This window comes from Bacillus bingmayongensis (assembly GCF_000299035.1).
Classification (GTDB): domain Bacteria; phylum Bacillota; class Bacilli; order Bacillales; family Bacillaceae_G; genus Bacillus_A; species Bacillus_A bingmayongensis.
Genome location: NZ_JH921519.1, coordinates 234,324 through 252,070 on the forward strand (window position 1 = coordinate 234,324; position 17,747 = coordinate 252,070).

Consider the following 17,747-nt stretch of genomic DNA (forward strand, 5'->3'; position numbering starts at 1 on the left):
AACTTTATAACAGAAAAGCTTTATTCACGCAGATTCTGTATAGCATGTTTTGTCTTTTCTAATTGCTTTACTGTGAACTCATATTGAGAAGACGAGTATACAAAGAAAACGACATCGACTACTAATAGTTGAGCAAATCGAGAGCTTGTAGCTGCACTACGAATTTTGGCTTCAGGTGCACGCGCTGTAAATAAAGATACATCTGCTAGCTCAGAAATCTTACTGTTTCCTAAACGAGAAAGGCTAATTGTCTTTAACTTAAGCTCTTTTGCTGTTTTCATTAGCTCTATTACGTCTCTCGTTTCTCCACTATACGAGATTCCCCAAAATAATGCATTTTCTGATTGAGTAGCCATCGCTACCGCTAACAAATGACGATCTGAAATTGCATAAGCCTTTTTACCTAAACGGATCCATTTCTGCGCTACATCCTCTGCAATAAGAAAAGATGCCCCCACTCCATAAATATAAATAACGTCTGTATCTCTTAGGAAATTAACTGCTTCTTCAATAGATTTCGTTTCTAATTGACCCACTGTATCATGAAGCGTTTGTACTGTATTAGATAACGTTTTATCAATAATGGACTGCACTTTTTCATTAGGTTCAATATCAAAATATCCTACATGTTGTATATGCTCTACTTCAGCATATAGACGTGCTTTCAAATCTGGAAAACCAGTTACTCCTAATGATCGACAAAAGCGAACAACAGCCGCACTACTTGCTTCTGCTTCCTTTGCTAATTGATGTATTGTCATCTGTGTTACTTCTTTTGTATAAGAAAGAATATATTCTGCTATCTTTCTCTCTGAGTCAGGTAACTCACCTAAGACTAATTCTATTTGTGTTCGGATACTATTTACCGCCAATTATTTCAGCTTCTTTCCATTTATACTTTTTCTATTTAACTCCAGCGTTTTGCTTCCTGATAAAGTGAAACTTTAATCAGTGGGGGGTTTTCTTCATCCCCCACCTATCTTCTTTGCTTTCGCTGAATTTTGAGGTGAGGGTCTTACTGCCCGCGAATAGCGGGATAAAAATACCTATGACTAGCCGCTTTCCCCTAGTACATAGGTATCATTCCCTTCGTTATTGAAACTTAATTTTAGTTCCTGCTTTCACATAATCTAAAAGGCTTAAATATTCATCGTGTATTTTCCCAACACTATTTACTCGTGGATCCTCTGGCAACTGTTGTTTCATGATTTGAGTTTCACCAATATATCGTAAGTATTCAGCATTATCTACGGTAATCGTTCCAATCAATCTTTTGCCAGGTTTTGTAGTAGTGTACAATTCTTCTTTCTTAGAAAATAGCTCTCTTCCTTGTTCAATTCTTATAACAGCTTCTGATTCATCAGGACGATTGTTATAGATAATGTCTTTTGGAATGTGAGGAGACAATTCACTTGTAGGTAAAGTAATAATTCCTTCTTTTTCAAATCTATTTATCAAATCCAATGTATCATCATCTATTTGAGGATCACCAATAAAAATCCCATCAATATCGTAACCCTGTGATAATTCCACATAACTTACATAAGGGGACTGATTTCGATGTTTTTCAACAGTTGGTAACCCTGCAAAAATTGGACCTCGTAACACTTTATCTCCTGGAATAAACGCCCAAACCTGAATGCCGTATTTTTGGAATATGCGGTTTTTATTGGAAAAGAACTCCATTGATATTCCTGTATACTCCCTTGGATAAAAGTTATGCATGGCTACTACATGCCTCAGATTTAATCCTTTGCCCTGTAATTCGCAAATTTTTTGTTCATCGAGAGTACTAGCATTTAATACAATCCGAAAATGCTTTTGCAGTTCCACAATTTCCTCATCGCTAATTCCAAAGTCAATACGAACTGTCTTTACTCCAAGGTCTTTCATTTCAAGGTAATAATTAACACCAATGACTTGAAGAGTATTAGGTGAAATATCAATAACAACATCTCTATTGTTTTCCTTTGAATCCTCCAAAAAATCTTGGATTATTTGATGAGTCATTTGTTCTTCAGGGATATGGAAGGAAGTGAAAATTGTCTTTACTCCTTTTTGATCCATCTTTTGAATAAAGGACGTATCTAGTTGTGAAAAGTAAATTGAATATCCTAGCATGAGTATCTCTCCTAAAATGAGTTAACGTTTTGTTGTAAAAGTCTAACCATCATTTATGTTGTTGAGATTTTTGGATTTCCTATTTCGATTGCACGAATAGTTGCCATCGTTCTATAAAGTGAAACTTCCATCAGTGGGGATGAAGAACTCCCCACTAATTAAAGTTTCACTTTATTACTCTTGTTCCATCATTGCTTCTTTTGGTATACCGAAGAAATATGTGAGAATAAATCCAGCAGCATATCCTGCTAGTAAGCCAATGATATAGTTAAGCCATAATCCATCAGCAATTAGCGGAATTAATGCCATACCTGATGGTCCAATAGCAATCGCACCGACATGGCCAAGCAACCCAATAACTGCTCCTCCAATACCACCGCCAATACATGCTGTGATAAATGGTTTTCCTAACGGTAATGTTACACCGTAAATTAATGGTTCGCCGATTCCAAGAATACCAACTGGAAGTGCACCTTTAATCATATTTGTTAGAGATTTATTTTTGCGGCAACGAATCCATATTGCGATTGCTGCTCCAACTTGTCCTGCTCCTGCCATTGCAAGAATTGGAAGTAATTGTGTTGCACCTGTTGAATTAATCATCTCAATATGAATTGGTGTTAATACTTGATGCAATCCTAACATAACAAGTGGTAAGAATGCTGCACCAAGAACAAATCCTGAAAATGCACCGCCACGAGCTAATACCCAGTTAATCGAACCGATTAAGTTATCTGAAATAAAACCTGCAAAAGGCATAATTAAGAAAATTGTTACAAGACCTACTACTAATAATGCAATGGTAGGTGTCACAATGATATCAACTGCATCAGGAATCACTTTACGTAATTGCTTTTCCACTAATGCTAAAATCCATACAGCTAATAATACTCCAATTACTCCACCTTGCCCTGCTGATAAAGGTTCACCAGTAAAGATATTATGAATTGGATTGTCTGGTGACATTCCTGTCAATAGCGTCGTTCCACCGATTACCCCACCAAGAGCTGGAGTTGCCTCAAATTCTTTCGCTGCATTAATACCTACATAAATTACTAGATATGCAAAAATTGCATTTTTAATAACATTTAGTATCGTTACATATTGATTCCAAGTATCTCCATCTAAGTTTCCAGCAGTAATATTATTTGACAAAATTGATGCAATACCTGCAATTAACCCTGCTCCAACGAATGCTGGAATAAGAGGAATAAAGATGCTACCAACTTTTCTTAAGAAGTTTTTAAAAGGTGTGTTATTCTTTTTCTTTAATTCTGCTTTCATATCTGCGCCTTTTGCTTTTAATTCTTCTGCAGAAGGAGCCCCTGAAGTACTACCTTTTCCTTTTTCTTCTTCTAGCACAATACCAAATTGTTCTGCTACTTTTGTAACAACGCCTGGTCCGAGAATGATTTGATATGTTTCATCATCAACCGTGCCAAGAACCCCGTTAATTTTCTTCAATGCTTCCTCATTAATTGCGCTACGATTGATAGGTGTCACACGAAGACGTGTCATACAATTTGTATATGAGGCAACGTTCCCGCTACCTCCAATAGCATCTAAAATTTCGGTCGCCATATTTTGGTATTTACTCATGATCTTTCCTCCTTTTATTATCTAAATCCAGCCCCTAACTCCTTAGCAATTCCATTAGTTAAGCTTCGGAGTTAGGCAAGGTTACTAACAACTTTTTCACTTTATTTAATTGCTTGACGAATAAAACCTTGAGTCTCTTCTAATCGTTGCACTGCTTCTTCTTTTGAAAAACCTGCTAAGATCATTACAATTGCAATTTTCGGCTTATTATCAGCCTTTGCTAAATATGATTCAGCTGTTTCGTAGTCACAAGATGTAGCTTCCATTACAATACGTTTTGCACGTTCTACAAGCTTTTCGTTTGTTAATTGTACGTCCACCATTAAATTGCCATATACTTTTCCTAGTCCGACCATAGATGCTGTTGAAAGCATATTACAAATTAATTTTTGAGAAGTACCAGATTTCAATCGAGTAGACCCAGTTAATACCTCTGGTCCATTATTAACTTCAATCGCAATATTTGCCTCTTTTCCAATTGCGGAACCTTTATTACAACTTACTGCTACTGTTTGTGCTCCAATAGAATTCGCATATTCTAAACTGCCAATCACATATGGAGTACGTCCACTCGCCGCAATTCCAACTACAACGTCTGTATTTGTTAGATGAATGTCCTTTAAATCTTGAATTCCTAATTCTTTACTGTCTTCTGCACCTTCTACCGCTTTGATAAAAGCTTTCTCGCCACCAGCAATTAATCCAACTACTTCTTCAGGTTCTGTCCCAAAAGTTGGTGGACATTCAACCGCATCTAGCAAACCAATGCGACCACTTGTTCCAGCACCAATATAGATTAAGCGCCCTCCTTTTCTTTTTGCTTCTACAATTGCTTCTACCGCTTTTGCAATTTGTGGAAGTTCTTGTTTCACACTGTCTGCTACTTTTGCATCCTCTTCGTTCATTACTTTAAGAAATTCTATTATTGACATCTCATCTAAGTTCATCGTTTTTTCATTACGAGTTTCTGTCGTTAAATTTTCTAACATATATATCATCCTTTTTATTGAAATTATTTATAAAAGCATCTTTCGAAAGCGTTTTCTTTATTACAGGTATAGAATAGCATTTGTAAAATATAATTTCAACATGTTTTTATTTATTTTAAAATTAAATTTCAAAAAGAATAAAAAATACCTAATTAAAAAGAGAACTAAATTAATGAGTCTACTGAAAAAGTTCCTATTTTGAGTAAGCAATGAAAATATTATCCATATACAAAAAGAAGATAACCATCTATATACAGTAGGTGGCTATCTTCTTTTTCTCTTTAAATGAACTTTTTCAATGCCCTCAAATTAACTAAGTTTTCTTGTTTTCTATCCCACAATTGGTATTCCATCCATTTACATAATAATATTTTTGAGTATTTTCATTTCATAAAACTCATTACGGTATCATCCACGTTATACGATATTTTTAAACTGTTATAACAGGATTAATTCTTCTTAACACCTGTCGTTACAAAGTTTATACTGTTCCTTAATTGTTTTAAGATGTTCTTTCATGATTCAAAATTACGACGTTCTGCCCCAATCCTGCCCCATTAAAAAAAAGACCACCCAATTATAACGGGTAGTCTTTAATCTCCTAAATTAAGCAGTTACTTCATGATACTTCTGAATCAACTCATCAGTAATCACAGAATTTGCTCCGTGAATAAAAACTTTATGCCACGGACCTCCAGTCTCATGAGTTTTATCAACAAGCTCGAATGCACCAAAGTCTTTATATTTCTTCAATGTATCCAAAACGCTCTTGGCTGCAATTGCCCCATGCTCTGAAGCTATCATCTTCATGCAAGATGGAGTTAAAATCATTTCATCTGTTTTAATACAAAATGATGCATCCTCTTCAAAATCAATTGTAGAAGAACCATGCACTTTATATCTATGGAATATATCTTCTACTACAGGACCATAATTATATGCCACAATCGGCTCTTTAAATAATCTTTTTCCTGTTAATAAAAGAAAATCTGCATACGCATAATACAATAACTTCTGTAATTTCAAATGTGAAGAAGGTACCAATGACAAAATAAATTTAGCTACATCATATACTGATAACTCTTGATCCGCAGAGATTTGAGCAACTAATTTCTCAACATCCTCTGTAACAAATACATCAGCAAAAAAGGAATCTTTCTTTACAACTGACTCCCAAGATACATCAGCAGTAGATAACTTATGAATACCTAATTGAACATTTCCACACTCTCGCTTCACCGAATCTAAGAACCCTTGAATTATTTCAGGGTCAAGCTGTTCTTCCGATGCATAATGCCAGCCAATCCGACGTCCTTCTGCATAATGACTCAATATAGCTATAAAATGAAATGCCATTATGAAACACCTCCTTCAAATTCTTCTTTTGACTCTTTATATGTATTAGGCCAATTTATATATTCACGCTTGTTCTTATGTTCTTTATGGGATTGTTCATTTTGAGATGCATCGACTTCATTCCATATCTGGAGCTCCCACGGAAAATACGAATTACTTTCTCCACGAAAATAAATATGAGTTGCTTTGTAATCACCTTTTGATGAATTCTCTTTTTTTATCTTATGCTCTTCTTGTATAGATTGGCACATTTGATCAAACTCTTTACAATTATGGTCGAAGTCTTTAAGAGTTATTCGAAAGCCTAATAAATCGTTTATACATTTATTAATTGCGACTTTCCCCTCTTCTTTTTTTAACAACCTATAGTATCGTAGTTTGTTAACAATAGATTCCTTTTGCTTAATTCTTAGACGAAAATCCAAGTCAACGTATTGATATTCTAATGTCATTCTTGCTACAAGCTCTACAAGTAATTCTGTATACTCTTGAATCAGTGAAAAAAAAGCTTCACTAATAACTTGTAATTCATCATTGAATATATGCCTAATTTGCTTTTTCTTCAGATTAATTAACGCTAACCCATATCGCTCCATACATTGATGTGAAAACTCATTATGTATCCTATCAATCTCTTTTATGAGAGATATAATAGATTCATAGTACGGATAAGCAGTTGGTATTTCTTCAACACCCTGCACTTCAGAATTCATTTGCAAATCCATCATTCTTTCATTTATGTTTTTTATCTATATGTATATAATATCACACGTTGTCAACAATTCTCATTCATTATGACTACATGAAATAATGTTTACTCATAAATCCGCTCAGTTACAATCATTTGTATTCGCTTCTTACTCCCATTTCAAATTAGCCTTTGTTAGAGTCTGCTTAATCCCTTAAATTTATGCTGATTGAGTTCGTTTGTTTTGTAAAATACTTCCCTCCCCAGGAATGCATTATAGTGAATGCTGATATTGTGAGACGTCGCATGATTTAATAGTAAACCGCGCGAAATGGAGGACGTCCTCTAATTTAAGTTGAGTTGTGTTTGCTTTGAAAAGGGTGCGGTACTACAATGAGCACTACATAAAAAGGGTGCATAGTGTGTGCATTAAAGTAAAGTAGTATTCGTGTTTGTTTTGCAAAGGTAACGATCCTTTTGGGAATGGTAACGTTACTTTTTAAAACTCTCCGTATTTTCCGAGTTTGGAAAAAAGTACTCCATTGAGATCAGAGTAGTATCAACACTTTGAGATAAACGAATAGTATTCGTGTTTGTTTTGTAGTGACAATAAGTTTAAGCAGACAGCCCCTGGGACACTTATAGGTTGTTTTTTAATAAATGGAATGAACCTTATCATTCCTTATCCTCATCGCCAGTTGTGGCGAATCTTTTTCCTAACTTTATGAGAAAGTCCTATGTCGTGTAATAAGACACAGATTATGTCCGTTTAATAGACGGATATGCTCAAATTTGAGTGTATCTTTTTAGGTGTCTAATAAAGGAGGTCTATCGAGTGAAAATGTAGGTGAAATACGTAGTGAAGTTTTCTTTCTTGTATTGATTACTAAGAATAGACGTTGATTTGACGCTTATCTCAACAAATAAAAAGTGTAATAGAGAAATTTCACTTGTTGAGGGAAAAATACCTCGCCTATAATTTCACCGCTCTTTTCACTGGATATTTCACAAATTTACGTTATCCAGAAACACCTGTTATCCAGGGGGAAAAGCCGGATCATAGGATTCCATACTTTGTGAGAATGTTTGGTACACCTCATTCTTATGTATGTGTAGATGGCAATAAAAGAGTATAGATTAGATCGGCAGAAGGACAAACAGAATTTGAAGGATATGTGTTTTATCCAGAACATTATCAAACAATGTTTATTAGTGGAGTTGATTTGAACTATTATATTTTGATGTATGAGACCTCTCTTATGGTAGGTTAGCACAATATCACCACATTCACTACACAAATCAATGAAGCAATAACAGCAGACAACAAAATAAAAAGAGGTGTATCAAAAAGATACAACCCCTCTCAAAATTTTAAGTGAAGATTATTGACAATCAAATATAGTTATTTAATATATTCATTGAATCATAACCCTTTTTTCCCATTCAGTAGGTTAAATAGTTCGACAAATATCTTTGCAAGTGTCATATCCATTTCCAAAATAACTTTATTTCCGTCAAGCAAAGCATATTTGTCTGAGAGTTCGTCTGTAAGCAATCGGATGTTACTCTTTTTCGCGGAAGTCGTGACATCCTTTTTACTTACTTTAATATCCTTTTCTTCTACAATTTGTTTCTTTGGATAAACTTTAGGCATATGAGGAACCTTGTCTGCTAACGCCTGCATTTTTTGATTAAAATCAGGTTTATTTTGCCCTCCTGCTTGGTATACGACCAAATTACATTCTCGTAAATCAAATGGATTTAATGTGAGATTACGAACTTTTTCTTTATCGCCTGTGCATCCCATGATTAGGCGTGTAAGATAGATTATCGATCCACCTTTTGAATCTCTTGCAGAAATCCCTGTATTCAATCTATTCGTACCAGAATTCTTTTTATGATTCCAAGACACATCATATTGCATCAGGAGGGGTAAATTCTTCCGATCTATTACGAATACCGCATCCTTTTTACCGGGAAAATCATAGCAATAAACAGCTGTATAATTCTCATCTAAATGTTCATATCTGTTTCTCAAAACTTCTCACCTCCCTCTACCATTAAGATTATAAATTAAGTAAAGCAGACTCGTAATCCTGTAAAATGTTCCTATGCACCCATGATTTTGAAATCAAAGAAAAGTAACTTTTTCTATGTCATATCCAAATGAACTCCTAAAACATTCCACACTTTCCTTGTCATCAGAAAACCGAATGTAATACTATTACGAGTACTTCGGCAAGGTTAGGTTTTGTGAGGTTATTTTATATGACTACAAATAAACCGAATGATTTCAGGGCATACCAAAAAAGCACCCATCCAATCGGATAAATGCTTTTAGGTATATTATAATGCTCCGTTATATCTCAAATTTGACATAATTTCTGGATTATCATTTTCCACACTATAAAAGAAGGTTTCATCCACGTGATTTTCAATATCCCATTCTTTTATGCCCCACTCATTGGTAGTAATTAATATTACTTTTCTCGATTCAGTACTCTGAATCTCACTCAAGAATTTCTCATATCTTTTAGCATCATCTAATACCGTTTGAACAGGATGAAATAGAGTGAATGTATCTTCATTACCATTTGGGTTAGATTGTGTATGAGTTGCATAACTATTTATATTAACAGCCATCCTCCCTAATTTATAATTAGTTGTTGATTTAACTGTATGCGGTAAAAGCCTCTTATTAAAGGCTTGATTAATATGATTTGATATAGAAGACATAGAACTTGTTCTTATAATCCCCTTGTTAAACTCTCCATTCAAACAAGAAAGAACTACCCTTAACTTAGCATCATTATCATATCCCCTCACCAATAGTGTTCTTTTAGTTCCATCCTGTAAAAACCTCATTACACTTTCAATAGCATTTTGTTCATCGATCATACTAACCCCTCCTCTTTTAGTTATATTCTACAACAAAAATAAACCAATATCTAAATCCGCCTTTCTAGCCAAAACAGTACCCTACAGTCCCCACTGCTCCTTTAAACGATTCACAAACACCATAGCCTTTTCACTATCTTTATTTATATCTGGATGAAACTCTCTCGCCAGCACCCTATAGAATTTCTTAAGAAACTTTTTTTCTTCCTCTGTGTAGTTACTGAATGAAGATGTTTGGTAACTACCACCGCTCGATTCATTGTAGTTGCCATTAAAGTGTTCCTCATAACTACGTTGTTGATATTCCTGTCTTACTTCATATTCATCTTGTAGCTGCTCTTTATACTCTTTATTTCTTACTACTCCAAAGACGTCATAACAACAATCATACGAGCCTTGTTCATATTTACTTTCAAAGGCAGCCTTCCTCTTGCGGTACGTGCCAAGAATCTCACTTTGTTCCTGTGCTATCTTATATTCTTCTGTTTGTTCAAATTCAGCCTTTATCCTATTAATGATAGGATCTAACTTAACATAGACCATATCCCACAGTTGTTTCTCCATGATTCCCATTTCTTCTAACTTTTCATTTAATCTCGTTTGGAGAATGTAATCTCCGATCTAATACTCTAATAAATCATAGTATCCCATAGTAGTAATAACCCACTGCTTCTTTTTAACCTTTCCCTGTTCCCTATAACTATGATGAATACTTATTTTGTAGGCTTTTTTTATTGGTCTCTTGAAACGTTTTCCTGCAGTACGGTAACCATAGATTGTTGGGCCATCACTCCATTTAGTTTCAGTTACCTCTAAATGTTCAGATGTACAACTAATAGACTCTTTTTTCGTTTCAATTTCTTGTATCACACAAAACATATCTACGCTCCTTTCGTGTAGTTACCGTTAGGCGATTCATAGTAACCACATATAAAATAAAGACACGAGATATACCCACGCCTTAATTATTCTTTAGCCATTCTTTTACTATATTTAAATGGTTCATCGCTTGTTCATCGCCACGATGTGCTGCCAATACAATTTTATGTAGCAGTTCTTCGAATTCATGTAAAACCATTTCTACTTCGCTCATAATATTACACCTTCTCCATGTCCCGCTTCTTTAAGCGCTTCATCTACTAATCCTGCCCATTCATCATGACGTTTTTGTTGAATAAGTCTACATAATTCCTCTACTAATTCGAAAGCTTTATTTTCTGAAATACCTTTTAACACACAAGAGTTCACAAATTTTTCTACGATTTGAAATTTATCTTTAGCAACTGTATTTGCCATGAATATTCCTCCAATTGTTATATACATTGTTATTTGTCGCGCTGAATCCCTTTTATCAAGCCTTATAACATAAATCTATTTCTTGATTGATAATTTCAACTAACTGTGATTGTGATGCAGCGTACTCCTTTGTATACATGTCATCTTCAAGTAAATTCAAAGCAATACTCGATAATCTACTCACTAATCTCTTTTTTTCTGCAATTTGTTCTACTTTCTCTGTTTGTGTTAACATATTAATATGTCCTTTCATATATGGATTGAAGAGTAGAGGGAACCGTCATTCCTTCTACTTTATTTATATCTACAAAACTACTTACCAATCTTCCCCCCTCATAAGCTGCATATATTACTGCTTTATTTTCTTAATAAAATCCAAGTAAGACTTTGTTTTCATTAATACATAGTCAAATGTAGCTGCCTTAGCGATTATCTTTGCACTGGAAGGTTGTTTATCAGTATTCCAATGTGTCTCTCTCCAAGCTGTCCAAAAACCATTTATGTAATCGATATACACACAACTGGCCTTACTTAGAGTTAATGTATAGAGTGTTCCGCTCAGTGCTACCATGTAACCTGCTGCCTTTGCTTTTTCATCTCTTTTCTTTGTTTCATCTTGATTCGATGCAGGAGCAATTGGCATGTTTATCGTCTCCTTTATTTCTATTTACATAAAAAGTTCCCCCAGTTCCCCCAATAGGCTGTACCCCTTGTAGCTCTAAGGACAGAAATGTGCCCCTCATTAATCCCACTTGTTCCCGTTTCCCCAGTTTAGTCCCCTTTTTCTCACTAAGTGGGGAACTGGGGAAAAGCGGGATTTTACTATTCCCCACCTCAATCCCTTGTGACCCTAAGGTTCATGACCTTTAGGGGGAACTGGGGGACTATTTCTAAGAAAGTATATTTTTTCTCTTCATAAATAAGGGCTAACAACTATCGTTTCTTTTTTACCCTCTTTATTTTTTTGAATGTAGTTTCGTTCTTCTAACTCATTTAAAATAACTTTCAATTTATCTGATTTAACTCTCTTCTTTGTGGCTTGTTGAATATCTCTATAAGGGATTTGCTCACGATCATTCTTTAAAATATGTTTGAGTACAAACTTAGCATCATCATCCGTATTCCCTTCACTTAGCAAACCAAACGTAGCCATCATATGGTCTATAAAGTATTTAGAAGCGTGTAATGTACTATGGACAGTTTCTTTACTAATTTCGGTCGGAATACTTCCACAATCTGCATGATGTGCTATATGAATAAGTGCAATGATTCTCGCTACTTGTCCGACTAACTTCCCTGCCCAGGATTGAAAGTGGCCATAAGATAACTCATTACCTTCTCTCATGAGTGTTTCTATATGAATGCGGTACTTATTAAATAACACTTGTGCCTCATTACTTAATACCAGAACAACATTTTCACACTGTAAATTTAATAACCTCTTAATCTGTTTGCTATAAAGCAGCTGTACATCTTCTCTTATCTCCGCTGTTTCTATTTTTCGATATCCTATAAAACTCTTAGGAACAGCATATAAAAAGCGGGCCATTAAACCACGGTTATAAAAATACTCCGGTAAACGCTTGATAACATCTAACTGTGCAAACAATCCCACTGTTAAATGTGGATCATCTACCTTTTCCGTTCTTCCTCTACGATCTACTGTTATCTGATCTTGACTAAATCCTTTCAGATACACATCTATGTTAGTATTACTGGAATATCTGCCTTTAATTAGATCAAAGAAGCCCCCTTCTGCTGATAACACTGCCATACGACCAGCATTATTTAACATAAGTGTTATAAGCTGTTCTGGTGTAACATCGTCCGTAAAGTACCGTATAGGATGAACAAACTCTGATTTCTCCATTTCTTCAATCTTGGCGTTTAATTCTCCCTGTATGGCCTCTGCTTCCTCTTCTGATTGGTTTTGCTTAGCTTTGACCAGGTCTTTCTTTAAATCCTCTATGATCCGTTCCAATACATCTTTCTCATGTCTACTTTGCTCTATTGCAATTCGTCTTTCTGTATTCTCTTCATTTTCATGCTCCAACAGCGGAAACGTGAATGCTTTAAATACACTCGACTTTCGATTACTTGGTGGCATAAAGGTAATCAAATATGTATTTAATGGCTCATACCAGCCTTTACTTGGTTGAATGCTGTACCTTTTAGATAAGGCGACTGACAAGACAGATAAGGCCATCATACAGGCCATATCGACAGGTGTTTGCGTCTGTTCTGCTACATCTTCTATATAGTCCCTTAACCATTTTGGGAACACTTCAACAGGAAAAAGAGGTACTTCATATTCATCAAAAGGAATAATCTCTCCCCAATCTTTTGTCGGTCCATTAACTTGCTGTGATTCTGCTGGTATAATCTCATTCGTTGTTACCTCCGAGAGATTAGTTCCTAAAATACTATTTATCTTTTCAGCACCAAGGCTCTTTCTCGCTACTTCAATTGCTTTTAAGTTCATTTACGATTCACTTCCCTCTAAACCCTTAAATAAGCGGTTTACTTCGTCTAAAGCTGTTATCTTCACATATTCGCTATCATCCACTAAGCAATCTAACCAATACTCTATTTGAGGTAAAAGGTGATACATTTCTCCTAATTGTTCTAACTCTTCCATCATTTTTATAGCCTTCATTTGCATTTGAATCGCCTTAGCGAGATCATTTAGATTGTTGATTTGTTCGATAACCTTTTTATTTAGCGCCACAGCAGCTAATGTATTTTCCTTTTTTTGCTTTCTCTTCTGATACAACTTCCGGTTCCCTTCTGCCGTTGGATTCTGTAAGCCGAAATCCTTTGCAAGAGTAGTGATTGCCTCTTTGGCATTAACACTATTCACTAAACGGACAACGTCTATCACATCACCTACACGTCCATCATTACAGCCCGTAAAACATTTGAATGTATTTGTATTTGGATAGATTGCCATCGATGGACTACCATCAGAATGAAACGGACATCTTACACTGATACTTCTACGATTAGGGTTTGTTACTTTTACATGAGTGTATTGCTCTAAAGCTTCAACGATGGAGATATTTTCTTTTATCTGTTCAATGGATATCATTCATATCACACCTTCATCTTCAAGAACATTTTATTTTCATCTGAAAACAAAATGTTTGATTTTCTAAACAAATGATACTACCATTATATTTTATTTGTCAATTATTTTATTTACTTTATCAAACATTTTATTTTATAATTTACTCATAAAGATTACTTTTAGAAAGGATTAGTCATTATGATTAGTTACAAACCACTACTTAAATTGATGATTGATAAAAACACCAACAAAACAGTTTTAAGGAATGAACTCGGTTTTTCTTCATCTACTATGGCTAAATTAAACAAAAACGAGTATGTATCCTTATCTGTCATCGATAAGCTATGTGCATACTTTAATTGCCAGCCGTCTGATCTCATTGAATATATCCCAAGCGAAAATAATGGTTAAAAAATAGCGGTTATGCTCAATTTCATGAGTTAACCGCCACTATTCACATAATATTCCGTATTTTATGCATGCTTTTTTAGCTATCCTTCTGTGCTATTTATGAATAAATTGTGATAGAATCAATTTGATTTGAATATTTTTTTGTTGTCCATATGAAAGTTGGTCCTTTCGTATGGATTTTTTTATTTCTATCACACTTTTCATGATTATTTATTAAACAGTGGTAAATTACGCATGATCTTAGCACGCTTTAATATTTCAGCTGCTCTTTTCTCCAATTTACTCACAGCTTCTTCTTTCTCTTCATTTGTCTTTGGATGATAATATCCACTTCTTCCAATATGATTACTTGAACCTATTAGATAGCCATGTTTTTCTATTAATCTTCTTACAATAGTCCTAATCTCTTCATCACTTCCACCAATCACCGAAATAATCTCTTTAACAGTAATCGCGTTTTCCTTTCCTTGTCCAATGAGTGATAATATTTTATTCTCCCGCTCTGTTAATGTAGTTTTACTATTATCCATATTCAGATCGCCTTCCTTTCTCGTCATTTCCGCCACTTTTAAACTCAATAATGTTTCTTGTTCATTTACTACTGTTAATTGATCTGTCATTTTCATTCTCCCTTTCATAGATTTGTAGCTTGTCCGCCTTCTAAACACTGTAATTCTTTCTTTGTCATCCAGCGATCAAGTGTTTCTTTCCTAAATAGCTTTCTCCTACCAATACGAACACACGGTAACGAGCCATAGATACTTTCTTTATAGACTAAATCTAAAGATATGCCTAAATATGTAGCTGCTTCTTTTGCTGTAAGAGTAGATCGTTCCATTAAACCTTCTCCTTCTTAATTTCTTTTATTACCGTAATAATTCTTTGTTTACGTTCTATAGACAAATCGCTTCTTAACCAACGAATTATAGTATTCTCATGCACTCCTAATTTTTCAGCGATTACCCAATTGGGAATCTTCCCTTTCATACTTTTTATATCTTGATTCCTATTAGTCATCATTTCTATCTCCCTCCTGTTAAATAGTGGTTGTGATGTTAATGATTACATTGTAAAATAAAATTGTTACTAAATACAAAGAAAAATACCCTTTATTTCGTAACAAAAATAAATAAAAAAATATCATTTCGTAACAAATTGATTTTCTTAGGGGGAAGACTATGTTTGATATTTATAATTTAGATAAGAAATTCAGATTAGTATACGATGCTATAAGCTTTATTGACGGAAGCAATATTAAGAATGATGAAATGGTTGTAGACGAATGTATTGATCAATACGAATTATGGAAAGATTACTATGAAGATTGGCGTGAAAATCAAGGATTATCAAGAGAATTACAAGGTATAATAACTGAAATCGATATGGAACCGACATATACAAATGAAATAAAACAAACAAATATGGATAATATTTCTTATGAGTTTATTTCTTTAAAAACTGATGAAGACATTTTACAGTTTGCAAAAAAATACGGAATGCTTGGTCTTCTACCAGATTTTCATTTAGGCGAGTTTACTCTTCAAAGAACTCACTTTGAACCCTTTGAGCTATGGCGTTCAGAAATCAAAAAATTCACTAAAATACTGAAATTGTACAGAGCCTTGTCTACTAATAACGAAAAAACAGAAAATATAATTGAAGACAATATTATAAAGGTTTCTACCGATACAAATTTTGCTGGTTGGTATGAAATTTACTGGTATGATAACACTCCAGTAAGAAAGGCTTTTCCAGAACAAGCGTTACACCAAATGAGTATGATTGATATTGGACGTATAATACTATCTGAGAAACTACAAGAATATACAAAAGGCATAGATTTAAAAATAGATAAAATCATTAAATCTGAAAAAAATAAAATTGGATTCTATATTACCGAAAAAAGAGAAACTCGATATCTAATCACAGCCATTTATTATGACCTTTGGGATAAAATAAATTCAAACGTTCCTGTTAACATTTGTGCTAATCCAAAATGTCAGTTACCATTTATGAAAACAAAACGCCAGAAATATTGTTCTAATGCATGTAAGCAAGAAACTTATAGGCTTAGAAAAGGAGGAGAATAACTTGAAAGGTTCTCTCGAAAAGCATGGCACCAACTGGCGCATGCGCGTAACTGTTGGCTATAACGAAAAAGGTAATCCTATCAGGCGCTCGAGGATGGCTACAGCAAAGAATAAGCGTGAAGCAGAAAAAGAACTCGCTTTGTTTATTGCTGAAATAGAAACAGGCGAATATATACAACCTCAAAAAATGCTATTCAAAGACTTTATTGAAGAATGGCTACAAAAGTATGCAAAAACAAACTTACAAAAAACAACAGTGTCTAATTACATTCATATATTAAATACGCATATCATACCTACACTTGGTCATAAAAAAGTAGAAGATATAAAAACTATCCATTTAGTCACTTTATTCCATGAGAAATTACCAACTAAAGGATTAGCAACTACTACAATAAATTCAATCCATACAAGAGTTAAAATGCTGTTCAAGAAGGCTTGTGAATGGGGATTTATCAAGAAGAACCCTATGGATGGTGTTTCAAAATTAAAAGGAAAGAAACAAGAAATGCAGCCTTACGATCAAAAGGAAATCATTAAAATTTTGGCTTTAACAGAGCAAGAAGAAGAAATGAATAAGATGCTATTCCAATTAGCCATTGTTACCGGCATGCGTAGGGGCGAGCTATTAGGCTTAGAATGGGGACATATTGATTTTGATAATGATATGATTCATATCCAACAAACAGTTGTCAGAGCCGGTAAAGAGATACTATTAAAAGAGCCTAAAACGAGCAAATCAAAAAGAACTATTTCTATCCCTCCTGCTTTTACAACTAAGTTAAAACAATATAAAAAGTACTGTGCTGAAAAACGGATTGCCTGTGGTGATCTATGGGAAGGTGAAGAACATTTCTTCTTATTCTCAACATGGACTGGTAAACCACTTACCCCTGAAAAGGCTAGCAGCAGGTGGCAGTATTTCACCCAAAAGCATGGATTACGTCATATAAAATTACACGGGCTACGTTCCACTCATGCTACCTATTTATTAACGCAAGGTGAAAATTTAAAAGTCATATCAGAACGCTTAGGACATAGTGATATACAGACAACAATGAATATATACGCTCATGTATTAGAAGAAGCAAACAAAAAAGCAAGCAGCCATTTTGAAACGCTACTTGCTCAAACAATATCTTAATTATCCTTAACTGTAGGTATTGTAGGTAACGTACCTACAGTTGAGGGAAACATGAAACACCTTGTCCCACAAAGGATTCAATTTAATG

22 protein-coding genes are annotated in these 17,747 nt (G+C 34.4%); 3 read left to right on the forward strand and 19 right to left on the reverse strand.

The window, feature by feature from the left end; all coding sequences use genetic code 11:
• Nucleotides 1-20 precede the first annotated feature (20 nt).
• From Y7E_RS0122290 to Y7E_RS0122360, 16 genes are all read right to left on the reverse strand, one after another.
• Complete coding sequence (locus tag Y7E_RS0122290) at nt 21-872, reverse strand: MurR/RpiR family transcriptional regulator (RefSeq protein ID WP_017153455.1); 852 nt, start codon at nt 870-872, stop codon at nt 21-23.
• Nucleotides 873-1,092: 220 nt separating this feature from the next.
• Nucleotides 1,093-2,121, reverse strand: coding sequence for a MupG family TIM beta-alpha barrel fold protein (locus Y7E_RS0122295; RefSeq protein ID WP_017153456.1), 1,029 nt, complete (start codon nt 2,119-2,121; stop codon nt 1,093-1,095).
• Nucleotides 2,122-2,295: 174 nt separating this feature from the next.
• Complete coding sequence (locus Y7E_RS0122300) at nt 2,296-3,720, reverse strand: PTS transporter subunit EIIC (RefSeq protein WP_017153457.1); 1,425 nt, start codon at nt 3,718-3,720, stop codon at nt 2,296-2,298.
• Nucleotides 3,721-3,821: 101 nt separating this feature from the next.
• Nucleotides 3,822-4,718, reverse strand: coding sequence for an N-acetylmuramic acid 6-phosphate etherase (murQ, locus tag Y7E_RS0122305; protein ID WP_260632137.1), 897 nt, complete (start codon nt 4,716-4,718; stop codon nt 3,822-3,824).
• 597 nt (nt 4,719-5,315) lie between these two features.
• Entirely contained in the window at nt 5,316-6,065 is a 750-nt protein-coding gene (locus tag Y7E_RS0122310) for a Panacea domain-containing protein (protein WP_017153459.1), read from the reverse strand.
• Nucleotides 6,065-6,793, reverse strand: a complete 729-nt coding sequence (locus Y7E_RS0122315) for a nucleotidyltransferase family protein (RefSeq protein WP_237741408.1) — start codon at nt 6,791-6,793, stop codon at nt 6,065-6,067. The genes Y7E_RS0122310 and Y7E_RS0122315 overlap by 1 nt, the downstream gene beginning before the upstream one ends.
• A gap of 1,383 nt (nt 6,794-8,176) precedes the next feature.
• Nucleotides 8,177-8,791: a hypothetical protein gene (locus Y7E_RS0122320; RefSeq protein ID WP_017153461.1), complete on the reverse strand. Its 615-nt coding sequence runs from the start codon at nt 8,789-8,791 to the stop codon at nt 8,177-8,179.
• 308 nt (nt 8,792-9,099) lie between these two features.
• Nucleotides 9,100-9,651: a hypothetical protein gene (locus tag Y7E_RS0122325; protein WP_017153462.1), complete on the reverse strand. Its 552-nt coding sequence runs from the start codon at nt 9,649-9,651 to the stop codon at nt 9,100-9,102.
• An 81-nt stretch (nt 9,652-9,732) separates the two neighbouring features.
• Nucleotides 9,733-10,215, reverse strand: a complete 483-nt coding sequence (locus Y7E_RS34560; protein WP_017153463.1) for a hypothetical protein — start codon at nt 10,213-10,215, stop codon at nt 9,733-9,735.
• Between the two features lie 57 nt (nt 10,216-10,272).
• The gene (locus Y7E_RS34565) at nt 10,273-10,530 is read right to left on the reverse strand and encodes a hypothetical protein (RefSeq protein WP_017153464.1); all 258 of its coding nucleotides are present in this window, start codon (nt 10,528-10,530) and stop codon (nt 10,273-10,275) included.
• A gap of 82 nt (nt 10,531-10,612) precedes the next feature.
• Nucleotides 10,613-10,744 carry a hypothetical protein gene (locus tag Y7E_RS34830; RefSeq protein ID WP_017153465.1) on the reverse strand — a complete coding sequence of 44 codons (132 nt, stop codon included), beginning with the start codon at nt 10,742-10,744 and terminating at the stop codon, nt 10,613-10,615.
• The gene (locus tag Y7E_RS0122340; protein WP_017153466.1) at nt 10,741-10,947 is read right to left on the reverse strand and encodes a hypothetical protein; all 207 of its coding nucleotides are present in this window, start codon (nt 10,945-10,947) and stop codon (nt 10,741-10,743) included. The genes Y7E_RS34830 and Y7E_RS0122340 overlap by 4 nt, the downstream gene beginning before the upstream one ends.
• Before the next feature lie 55 nt (nt 10,948-11,002).
• On the reverse strand, nt 11,003-11,200 hold the full coding sequence (locus Y7E_RS0122345) for a hypothetical protein (RefSeq protein ID WP_017153467.1): 198 nt from the start codon (nt 11,198-11,200) through the stop codon (nt 11,003-11,005).
• 96 nt (nt 11,201-11,296) lie between these two features.
• Nucleotides 11,297-11,590, reverse strand: coding sequence for a hypothetical protein (locus Y7E_RS0122350; protein WP_017153468.1), 294 nt, complete (start codon nt 11,588-11,590; stop codon nt 11,297-11,299).
• Nucleotides 11,591-11,860: 270 nt separating this feature from the next.
• Nucleotides 11,861-13,429: a YfjI family protein gene (locus tag Y7E_RS0122355; protein WP_017153469.1), complete on the reverse strand. Its 1,569-nt coding sequence runs from the start codon at nt 13,427-13,429 to the stop codon at nt 11,861-11,863.
• The gene (locus Y7E_RS0122360; protein ID WP_017153470.1) at nt 13,430-14,035 is read right to left on the reverse strand and encodes a CHC2 zinc finger domain-containing protein; all 606 of its coding nucleotides are present in this window, start codon (nt 14,033-14,035) and stop codon (nt 13,430-13,432) included.
• Between the two features lie 177 nt (nt 14,036-14,212).
• Here Y7E_RS0122360 and Y7E_RS31055 point away from each other — a divergent pair, with 177 nt between their 5' ends.
• Nucleotides 14,213-14,425 (forward strand): helix-turn-helix domain-containing protein, encoded by a 213-nt coding sequence (locus Y7E_RS31055; protein WP_081584727.1) that lies wholly within the window; start codon nt 14,213-14,215, stop codon nt 14,423-14,425.
• A 206-nt stretch (nt 14,426-14,631) separates the two neighbouring features.
• Here the strand turns inward: Y7E_RS31055 and Y7E_RS0122365 are convergent, their stop codons facing one another.
• The 3 genes from Y7E_RS0122365 to Y7E_RS0122375 are packed head-to-tail and all read right to left on the reverse strand — an operon-like array spanning nt 14,632 to nt 15,445.
• Nucleotides 14,632-15,045 carry a hypothetical protein gene (locus tag Y7E_RS0122365; protein ID WP_154652056.1) on the reverse strand — a complete coding sequence of 138 codons (414 nt, stop codon included), beginning with the start codon at nt 15,043-15,045 and terminating at the stop codon, nt 14,632-14,634.
• A gap of 14 nt (nt 15,046-15,059) precedes the next feature.
• Complete coding sequence (locus Y7E_RS0122370; RefSeq protein ID WP_000442411.1) at nt 15,060-15,263, reverse strand: excisionase family DNA-binding protein; 204 nt, start codon at nt 15,261-15,263, stop codon at nt 15,060-15,062.
• Nucleotides 15,263-15,445, reverse strand: coding sequence for a hypothetical protein (locus Y7E_RS0122375; RefSeq protein ID WP_000988922.1), 183 nt, complete (start codon nt 15,443-15,445; stop codon nt 15,263-15,265). The genes Y7E_RS0122370 and Y7E_RS0122375 overlap by 1 nt, the downstream gene beginning before the upstream one ends.
• Before the next feature lie 158 nt (nt 15,446-15,603).
• Here Y7E_RS0122375 and Y7E_RS0122380 point away from each other — a divergent pair, with 158 nt between their 5' ends.
• Complete coding sequence (locus Y7E_RS0122380) at nt 15,604-16,515, forward strand: hypothetical protein (protein WP_017153472.1); 912 nt, start codon at nt 15,604-15,606, stop codon at nt 16,513-16,515.
• A 1-nt stretch (nt 16,516) separates the two neighbouring features.
• Nucleotides 16,517-17,659: a tyrosine-type recombinase/integrase gene (locus tag Y7E_RS0122385; RefSeq protein WP_000678770.1), complete on the forward strand. Its 1,143-nt coding sequence runs from the start codon at nt 16,517-16,519 to the stop codon at nt 17,657-17,659.
• Nucleotides 17,660-17,747: the final 88 nt, after the last annotated feature.